Source organism: Nitratireductor sp. GCM10026969 (assembly GCF_042660605.1).
Classification (GTDB): Bacteria; Pseudomonadota; Alphaproteobacteria; order Rhizobiales; family Rhizobiaceae; genus Chelativorans.
Genome location: NZ_JBHSUM010000163.1, coordinates 1 through 8882, shown reverse-complemented (window position 1 = coordinate 8882; position 8882 = coordinate 1). Strand labels below are relative to the sequence as shown.

Below are 8882 nucleotides of genomic sequence, written 5' to 3'. Positions count from 1 at the left end.
ACCTGCCTCGCGCAGCACATAGGCGCCGCGGGCCGACAAATTGCCGTTGCCGCCGTCCGGGCGCACCGCCGGCAGGCCCTGGCGCGACAGCACGAGCACGCTCGGCCGGGCTTCGCTCCTGAGCGCCAGTTCCCAGCACTCGGCCGTCTCGACGATATCGGCGGGCCGGAAGACGTTCAGGTTCGGCGTCGCCCTGAGCATCGCCAGGTGCTCGACAGGCTGGTGCGTCGGTCCGTCCTCGCCGAGGCCGATGGAATCGTGCGTCATTACGTAGATTACGCGCTGGCGCATCAGGGCCGACAGGCGCATCGCGCCGCGCGCATAGTCGGCAAAGCACACGAACGTGCCGCCATAGGGGATGAGCCCGCCATGGAGCGCGATGCCATTCATGGCCGCGGCCATGGCGTGCTCGCGAATGCCGTAATGGATGTATCGGCCCGAATAGTCACCCGGCGCGACGGAGCGCATGCCCTTGGTCACCGTCAGGTTCGAATGGGTGAGGTCGGCCGAGCCGCCGACAGTCAGGTCGGTCGCCTCGTTGATGACCGAAAGCACCATCTCGGAAGCCTTGCGTGTCGCCACCTTGGTGGCCTTCTGCGCATGGTCGGCCCGGAAGGCGCGAATGACCTCGAACACGGATTCGGGCAGGGCGCCGGCGATAGCCTTGGAGAAGGCTGCGCGAGACGGGGAGGCGGCAAGCCTGCCCTCCCATGCCTCGCGCGCCTTCTTGCCGCGCACTCCCACCTCACGCCAAGTGGTGATGATTTCCTGCGGCACGACGAAGGGCGGGTACGGCCAGCCGATGTTCTCGCGCGTGGCGGCGACCTCGTCCTCGCCCAGCGGCGCGCCGTGGGTCTTTTCCGAGCCCTCCAGGTTGGGGGCGCCCTTGCCGATAATGGTGCGGCAGGCGATCAGGGACGGACGGTCGTCCGCCCTGGCGCGCTCGATGGCGGCGGCGACGGCTTGGCTGTCGTGGCCATCCACCGTCTGAATTTGCCAGCCAGCGGCGGCGAACCGCGCCGGCTGGTCCATCGATGTCGACAGGGAAGTGGGGCCATCGATGGAAATTGAGTTGTCGTCCCAGAAAACGATCAGCCGGCTAAGCCGGAGATGTCCGGCGAGGTCTATGGCCTCGTGGCTGATCCCTTCCTGCAGGCAGCCGTCACCGGCGACCACATAGGTGTCGTGGTCGACCAGATCGGCGCCGAAGCGTGCGGCCATCATGCGCTCGGCAAGCGCCATGCCGACGGCGGTCGCGATCCCCTGGCCGAGCGGGCCGGTGGTCGTCTCGATGCCCAGCGCATGGCCGTATTCGGGATGGCCGGCCGTACGGCTGCCGAGCTGGCGGAAGCGCTGCAGCTCCTCTACCGGCATGTCCTGATAGCCGATGAGATGATGCAGCGCGTATTGCAGCATCGAGCCGTGGCCGGCCGACAGCACGAAGCGGTCGCGGTCCGGCCAGTCCGGGCGGGCCGGGTCGAGCTTGATGAAGCGGGTGAAGAGCACGGTCGCCACATCCGCCATGCCCATCGGCATGCCGGGATGGCCGGACTTCGCCTTCTGGACGCTGTCCATCGCAAGCGCGCGGATCGCGTTGGCCATGTCGCGCTCGGAAACGGCAGCGGAGGCGGCGGTCTGGACGGCTGCTTGATGGGTCATCGTCTCCTCCTCAGGACACGCGCCTCTGGCGCTCGATCAGTTGCAGGATGTGGGGCGTGAGGATGAGCTGCATCGCCAGATCCAGCTTGTTGCCCGGCACGACGATGGAGTTCGCCCGCGACATGAAGGAGTCGTGGATCATGGAGAGCAGATACGGGAAATCGATGCCGCGCGGGTTGGCGAAACGGATGACGAGCATCGACTCGTCCGGCGTCGGGATCCAGCGCGCGATGAAGGGGTTCGACGTGTCGACGATCGGCACGCGCTGGAAATTGATGTCGGTCTCGGTGAATTGCGGCGTGATGTAGCGGACATAGTCCGGCATGCGCCGCAGGATCAGGTCCATCACCGCCTCGACGGAATAGCCGCGCGCTTCCCGGTCGCGATGGATCTTCTGGATCCATTCCAGATTGATCACCGGCACGACGCCGATCTTCAGGTCGCAATACTTGGCGAGGTTCAGCTCGTCCGTGACGACGCAGCCGTGCAGGCCCTCGTAGAAGAGAAGCTGGCTCGGCGGGAAATCGCGCCATTCGGTGAAGGTGCCCGGCGGGGTGCCGTACTGCTCGGCCTCCTGCGCGTCGTGCACATAGGTGCGCGTGCGCCCGGTGCCACGGCGTCCATATTCCTCGAAAACGGATTCCAGAGTCTCGAGCTCATTGGCCTCGACATTGAAATGGGTGAAGTTGGGATTGCCGTTTTCGGCCTCCTCCGCGACCTTCTTCTTCATCGCCTCGCGGTCGTAGCGATGGAAGGCGTCGCCCTCGATGAAGGCGGCCTCGATCTTCTCGCGGCGGAAGATCTGCTCGAAGGTCCTCTTGACCGAGGTGGTTCCCGCCCCCGATGAGCCCGTGACGGAGATGATGGGATGACGTGCCGACATGATTGCCTCCTCAGGCGCGCAGGAGGCCGCGGCGGCCGAAAAGCGGCGCGCGCTCGGCGATCATGCTGGGTTCGGCCTGATAGCGCGTGACCCGGGCCACCTCTTCCGAGGAGCCGAAGACGAAGGGCACGCGCTGGTGCAGGCTTTCGGGTGTAAGGTCGAGGATGCGCGTCATCACATTGGTTGCCGCGCCGGCGGCCTGCTCGACCAGGAAGGCGACCGGGTTCGCCTCGTAGACGAGGCGCAGGCGGCCCTGGTGATAGCCCTTCCTCTCGTCGGCGGGATAGAGATAGATGCCGCCGCGCATCAGGATACGGTAGCACTCGGCCACCATGGAGGCGTTCCAGCGCATGTTGAAATTCGCCTCGCGCGGGCCCTCGCTGCCCTTCAGGCAGTCATCGACGTAGAGGCGCACGCCGCCGTCCCAGTGACGGTAGTTCGACATGTTGATGGCGAACTCGCGGGTGCGCTGTGGGATGACCGGGCTCTCGGGCGCCTGGACGAAGGTACCGAGGCGCGCGGAATGGACGAAGATATGCGTGCCGCTGCCGAGCGTCAGCACCAATGCCAGCTGCGGCCCGTAAATGAAGAAACCGGCCGCGACCTGCCTGCTCCCCGGCTGGAAAAAAAGGGCGGCCGGGTCTTCACCCGGCACGCCAGCTGCGGGGAGGAGAGAAAAGATGGTCCCGATGGAGACATTCGTGTCGATGTTCGAGGAGCCGTCGACGGGGTCGATGGCGATGGCGAGCGGAGCGGTGCCGTCAAGGCGGACGGCGTTCTCCTGCTCCTCGGAGGCGTAGACCGCCACCGGTGCGTTGCGGCAGGCCTCCAGGAAGAGCTGGTCGGCATAGACGTCCAGTCCCTTCTGGTCGTCGCCGTCGCCGTGGGAGCCGCGCTTGGCGCGCAATTCCGTCCCCAGCGGGCCCTGGGTGATCGCATGGCGGACCTTCAGGGCCGCCGCGGCAAGCTGGTGCACGACGGCCACCACGGCCGGCCGGACGCCATCCTGCTGAAGGGCGTAGGAACTCAGAAATGCATCGAGCGTGGCGGTCAACGCTAAGTCCTCCTCTTGGCGACCCGCTCTCGGATCGGCTTCAGGAGAGCAGCGCCGCGATGTTAAGTACACTTTAATTACTTTACGGACGTGCTAAATTTTGCTTATCTCACGACATGCGAAACCTCACTCTGAGACAGTTGCGAACCCTGCAGGCGATTGCGGAGCACGGCAAAATCGTCAAGGCAGCCAAAGTGTTAGGGCTCACCGCGCCGGCCGTCACCATCCAGCTTCGCCAGCTTGAGGAGGAACTCGGCCTGGAGCTCTTCGACCGCACTGCGACGGGGATGCGTCCCACTGCCGCAGGGCTCGTCGCCACCGACGCTGCCCAGGCGATCGAGGAACGGCTGCGGCTGATGGTCGACGCGATCGACGCGATCAAGGGCGTGCGCGCCGGCAGCTTAAGGCTCGGCGTGGTCTCGACGGCGAAATATTTCGCGCCGCGCATGATGGCGGCCTTTATGCGGGAGCATCCCGATATCGAGATGCACCTTCTGGTCGGCAACCGCGCCGAGACGATCGAGAATTTGAAGACCCACGCCGTCGACGTCGCCCTGATGGGCCGCCCGCCAAGGGGGGGCGTGCCGGTGGAAGCCGTGCCGTTCGGGGACCATCCGCTGGTGATCGTCGGGCCGCCGGAGCATCCGTTGGCGGACGCCCACGACATCCCCAAGGGGCGCATCGCGGGCGAGAACTTCCTGATCCGCGAGCGCGGCTCGGGCACGCGCATCTCGCTGGAGATCTTCTTCAGCGACATTCCCGGCCGGGTGGATAATCTCGGGCTGGAGATGGACTCCAACGAGACCATCAAGCAGGCGGTGATGGCCGGGCTCGGCATCGCCTTCATCTCCGCCCATACGATCGAGGCCGAGGTGGAGGCCGGCAGGCTGGTCGTTCTCGACGTGGCGGGTCTGCCGATTCGCCGGCAATGGTTCGCGGTCAGGCGCTCCGACCGGAGCATCTCGCCGACCATGGCCGCATTCCACGATTTCCTCACGCGCAAGGGCGCAGCGCAACTGCCGCTGGTCGGCAAACTCTATCCCGCTGATGCCGTCTCACCCACCGTTTGAGGGTGTCAGAAGCGTGGCGACCGTATTGGCGAGCCGGTAAAGCCGCTGCTCGATCAGGGTCGGCACCTCGCAGACATAGGTCAGCGATTGCGCACGTTCCTGATAGACCCGTGTCTGGAAATCGAGCTGCCGGACGCGTTCGGCCACCGCTTGCGGATCGGCCTCCGGGTCCTTACGCAGTTGGTCGACCGCGTCCGTCTGCTGGCGCAGCGCGTCGGCCATGCGCACCTGTTTGCGCGTGTAGCGCTCGATCCCGGCCATCACCTCCGAACGTTCCGAATCCATATGTTCGAACAGGCCGCGCACCAGCTTGAACAGGCGCTCCTCGCGCTTGTCCTCGGAAACTTGTCCGGCGAAATCGCGGATTTGCTGTTGTGCCTCTTCGAGCGGCACGCGCCGCTGGGCGACTTCCGTCACCAGGGCGGAAACCTCGGGATCCTCCTGCCAGTTCTCGGCCGCCTCGGGCAGTTCCGGCCCGTTCCAGATCTGCGGCAGCGAAAGCTGCGGTACCTTGCGCTGCACGCAGGGCCAGAATTCATCCGCCTGTTCTTCGAACGACAGGGCCGGGGCCGCGATCGTCATCGCCAGGCCGGCGATGGCCAAGCGGTTTGCAAGGCGTTTCCAGCACATCAGGCATTTCCTCCCGTTTCCTGTTTCCGGTTCATGAGCCCGCGCGAGGGGTCGTAGGCGATGATCGCGCCGACGAGAAAGACGGCCGTGAACCCGATGACGACGGCGAGCGAGGTCCACTCCACCTCCTGGTAGAAGGCGAAGCGGATCAGCTCGACCACATAGGTGAAGGGGTTGGCCAGACAGATCTTGTACAAGAGCGGGCTCGATTCCTGCACGCGCCACAGCGGATAAAGCGCGGAGGAGGCGAAATACATGGGAAAGATCACGAAGTTCATGATGCCGGAGAAATTCTCGAGCTGCTTGATGAGCGAGGATAAAAGCATGCCGAGCGAGCCCAGCATCAGCCCCGACAGAAACAGTGCCGGCAGCGCGAAGAGGTAGCCGAGCGGCGGCGGCTTGACGCCCCAGAACCAGGCGATCGCCAGGAAGACGTAGACCTGGGCAATCGCGACGGTGACCCCGGCGAGAAGCTTGGAGACAAGCAGATACCAGCGCGGGAAGGGGCTGACGAGCAGGGTGCGCATGTTGCCCATCTCGCGGTCGTAGACCATCGACAGCGAGGACTGCATGCCGCTGAAGAGCAGGATCATGCCGGCCAGGCCGGGGGTGATGTAGACCTCGTAGAGGACATAGGTCTTGTAGGGCGGCACGATGGACACGCCCAGCACCTGCCGGAAGCCGGCGGCGAAGATGAAGAGCCAGATCAGCGGCCGCACGAGAGAGGCGACGAAGCGCTCGCGTTGGTGCAGGAAGCGCAGCCCCTCGCGCACCAGAATGCCCCTGAGGCAGACGAGATAGTTGCGCAGGCCGAAGCGCTCTGCGGGCAGGGGGGTGGCGGCTGCCGATTCCTTCGCCGGTGTGCTCATGGCGAATGCTCCTCCCGCTGGAAGCCGGCCCGGCACAGATGCGAGAAGGCTCCTGCGATATCCGCCGTGCCCGTCGCCTTCACTACATCGGCGACCGGTCCCTTGGCCGTCACCTTGCCCGCGCTCAGCACCACCACGTCATCACCTTGTTCGACCTCGTCGATCAGATGGGTCGCCCACAAGACGCTGATGCCGTCCCTGTTCACAAGCCTGCGGATAAAGGCCAGGATGGCGGCACGCGACTGGATGTCGAGCCCCACGGTGGGCTCGTCGAGAAGCATGAGCCGCGGCTCGTGCAGCAGCGCGCGCGCGATCTCGACGCGGCGCATCTGGCCGCCTGACAGGCTGCGCGTCTTGTCGCCGAGGCGGTCGCTCATCTCGACCGTCTCCAGCACGGAAGCGATACGCTGGCGCGCCGCGCCCGCGCCGATGCCGTGCAGCGAAGCATGGTAGGCGAGATTCTGCCGCACGGTGAGGTCGAGGTCCAGCGTGCGCGCCTGGAAGACGATGCCGAGACGCCTCAGCGCCTCGCGCGGGGAGCGCCCGATCTCATGGCCGAAAATGCGGATTGCCCCCTTTTGCGTGGCGTAAAGCCGGCTGATCAGCGAGAAGAGCGTCGTCTTGCCCGCACCGTTGAGCCCGAGAAGCACCGTGAAGCGCCCCGGCGGGATCGCGAAGCTCACATCGTCCAGCGCTTGGCTGCGGCCGTAGGTGTGGCTCACCGCCTCGACCGCGAGCGCCGCCACCATGTCCGGTCCGTTTCCCGCCTGTGCATGCCGCACGCCTAAGCCTCCCTTCGCACCTTCCCCGGACGCTACTTAATCACAATCGTGCCCTTCATGCCTCTGTCTTCAAGGTCTGGGACGGACCATGTGAAGAAGCCTGGTCTTGCGGCGACGAACTGGACCTGGATGGTGCCTGGGGCGTCGAATTCGAGCCAGGCGGGGGCGCCGTTCATGTGGACTTCGAGGTCCTCGATGACGATCTGGTTCATCCACACGTTGCGGAAGAGATCGGTGAAGAACTTGTATTCCAGCCGCCCCTTCGAGGTGATCTGCCAGCGATAGGCCTGGCCGGCCACCAGTTCGAAGTTCTGCCGGTTGACGGCGAAGTCGTCGTCGGGCGCGCCCAGCACCAGTTCCGGCACGTCCTTGCTCGACAGCGTGACCTGCGCGTCGTCGTCATCATCGTCGTCGTCGTCCTGCGCCCAGGCGAGGCCCTGCGGCAGCAGCGCAAGGCTTGCCGCCAGGAGCAATGTCGCCAGCTTCTTCATGGGTCTTCCTCCCTCCGCTCGTGTGATCATTCCGGCGCCACCACCACGCCCCAGGGCTGCTGGCCGACCGTCACCGACTGCACCGGCTCGTCGCTCGCCACGTCGATGAAGGTCACGTCGTTGGAGATGCCGTTGGTGCTGATGACCATCGCCTGGTCCGGCGTGAAGGCGAGCTGCCACACGCGCTGGCCGACGAGGATGTATTTCTGCACCTCGTAGGTCTCGGTGTCGACCACCGCCACCCGGTTGGCGGGCCCGAGCGCCACATAGGCCTTGCTGCCGTCCCTGGTGATCCTGACCCCCACCGGCTGGATCGATTCCGGCCTCAGGCCCGCGATCTCGAAGGTGATCTTGTGCTTGATCTCGCGGCTTTCGTTGTCGATCACCGACACCGTGCCGCCGATCTCCGCGCTCACCCACACCTCCGCCCCGTCGGGCGTGAACTCGGCGAAGCGCGGCCGCGAATCGACCAGCACGTTGTCGGTGATCTCGTGGCTGTCGGTGTCGATGAAATGCGCCATGTTGGTGGTCTCCGAGGTGTTGACCAGCGTCCTGCCGTCGGGGCTGATGCCCATCCCTTCCGGCTCCACCCCGACCGGGATCTCGGTCACCACGCTGCGGTTCTCGATGTCGATCACGGTCACCAGATTGTCGTCCTCATTGGCCACATAGAGCGTCTTGCCGTCGGGCGAGAGCACGAACAGCTCCGGGTCCGGCCCCGACGGCAGCGTGCCGACGATCCGGTGCGTCTCGGTGTCGATGATCTCCACCGTGTCGTCGTCGCTGGCGCACAGATAGAGGAACCTGCCGTCATGGGAGACGGTGATGCCGCGCGGGCGCTGGCCGGTCTCGATGGTTTCGACCACCGCCATCGTCTCGGTGTCGATGACGCTGACGGTGTTGCCCCGCTCGTTCGACACATAGGCCATGTAGGCCGAAGCCGGCGTGGCGAACGCCGCCGCCAGCGCGGCGCCGGCGAGCGCGGACAGGGTTCTATGCATGCAGGCTCCTCCCGATCAGTGAAAAACTAGTCAAGCACGCAGCGCGTCTCCGGCCGGTCGACGCCCAGCGTGTCGAGCTCGGAGACCTGGTGCAGGAAACCCTCCTGCGGCGAGGTCGACACCACCGAGCGCCCGTCGCCCAGAAAGACCGGCTGGCGCAATTGCTGGTTCCAGTCGCGATAGGTCAGCTTCTGGCCGCGAAAGGCCGCCACCGCGAATTCGTCGGAGCGGATGAAGGCGGCCACCTCTTCAGGATCGCCGCTGCCCGTGCGCGTCACCGCCTCGCCGATCGAGCGCGCCGCCGTCCAGGCCGACATGTCCTTCGACACCATGCGCCGGCCGATCTTGTCTTCGAACCGGTTCTGGATCTGCGTGCCGCCCCATTGCTCGCTCGCCGGGTGCCAGGCCGACGGCACCAGCCCCGCCGTGCCGGCCACCGGCCG

Annotated in this window: 9 protein-coding genes and 1 pseudogene; 1 reads left to right on the top strand and 9 read right to left on the bottom strand. The window is 65.7% G+C overall.

Annotated elements, in window-relative coordinates; all coding sequences use genetic code 11:
• The 3 genes from tkt to ACFP9U_RS21410 form a co-directional block, all read right to left on the bottom strand.
• Positions 1-1659 (bottom strand): transketolase (gene tkt, locus ACFP9U_RS21420; RefSeq protein WP_378624584.1); only part of this gene is annotated, 1659 nt, incomplete at its 3' end.
• Positions 1660-1669: 10 nt separating this feature from the next.
• Positions 1670-2542: a phosphoribulokinase gene (locus ACFP9U_RS21415; RefSeq protein WP_378624582.1), complete on the bottom strand. Its 873-nt coding sequence runs from the start codon at positions 2540-2542 to the stop codon at positions 1670-1672.
• A 10-nt stretch (positions 2543-2552) separates the two neighbouring features.
• The gene (locus tag ACFP9U_RS21410; protein ID WP_378624580.1) at positions 2553-3596 is read right to left on the bottom strand and encodes a class 1 fructose-bisphosphatase; all 1044 of its coding nucleotides are present in this window, start codon (positions 3594-3596) and stop codon (positions 2553-2555) included.
• Positions 3597-3712: 116 nt separating this feature from the next.
• Between ACFP9U_RS21410 and ACFP9U_RS21405 the strand changes: the two genes are divergently transcribed.
• Positions 3713-4666 carry a LysR family transcriptional regulator gene (locus ACFP9U_RS21405; RefSeq protein ID WP_378624578.1) on the top strand — a complete coding sequence of 318 codons (954 nt, stop codon included), beginning with the start codon at positions 3713-3715 and terminating at the stop codon, positions 4664-4666.
• On the opposite strand, the gene ACFP9U_RS21400 is transcribed toward ACFP9U_RS21405, so the two are convergent.
• The 6 genes and pseudogenes from ACFP9U_RS21400 to ACFP9U_RS21375 all read right to left on the bottom strand — a co-directional run.
• Positions 4652-5296 carry a hypothetical protein gene (locus ACFP9U_RS21400; RefSeq protein ID WP_378624576.1) on the bottom strand — a complete coding sequence of 215 codons (645 nt, stop codon included), beginning with the start codon at positions 5294-5296 and terminating at the stop codon, positions 4652-4654. The two genes, ACFP9U_RS21405 and ACFP9U_RS21400, sit on opposite strands and share 15 nt — an antisense overlap.
• Complete coding sequence (locus ACFP9U_RS21395; RefSeq protein ID WP_322449569.1) at positions 5296-6165, bottom strand: ABC transporter permease; 870 nt, start codon at positions 6163-6165, stop codon at positions 5296-5298. Before ACFP9U_RS21395 ends, ACFP9U_RS21400 begins: the two co-directional genes overlap by 1 nt.
• Positions 6162-6914: an ABC transporter ATP-binding protein gene (locus tag ACFP9U_RS21390; RefSeq protein WP_378624586.1), complete on the bottom strand. Its 753-nt coding sequence runs from the start codon at positions 6912-6914 to the stop codon at positions 6162-6164. Before ACFP9U_RS21390 ends, ACFP9U_RS21395 begins: the two co-directional genes overlap by 4 nt.
• Before the next feature lie 65 nt (positions 6915-6979).
• Positions 6980-7438: a hypothetical protein gene (locus tag ACFP9U_RS21385; RefSeq protein ID WP_378624574.1), complete on the bottom strand. Its 459-nt coding sequence runs from the start codon at positions 7436-7438 to the stop codon at positions 6980-6982.
• Positions 7439-7464: 26 nt separating this feature from the next.
• Entirely contained in the window at positions 7465-8439 is a 975-nt protein-coding gene (locus tag ACFP9U_RS21380; RefSeq protein WP_378624572.1) for a YVTN family beta-propeller repeat protein, read from the bottom strand.
• 26 nt (positions 8440-8465) lie between these two features.
• A pseudogene (locus ACFP9U_RS21375) lies at positions 8466-8882 on the bottom strand (branched-chain amino acid ABC transporter substrate-binding protein); the annotation flags it as partial.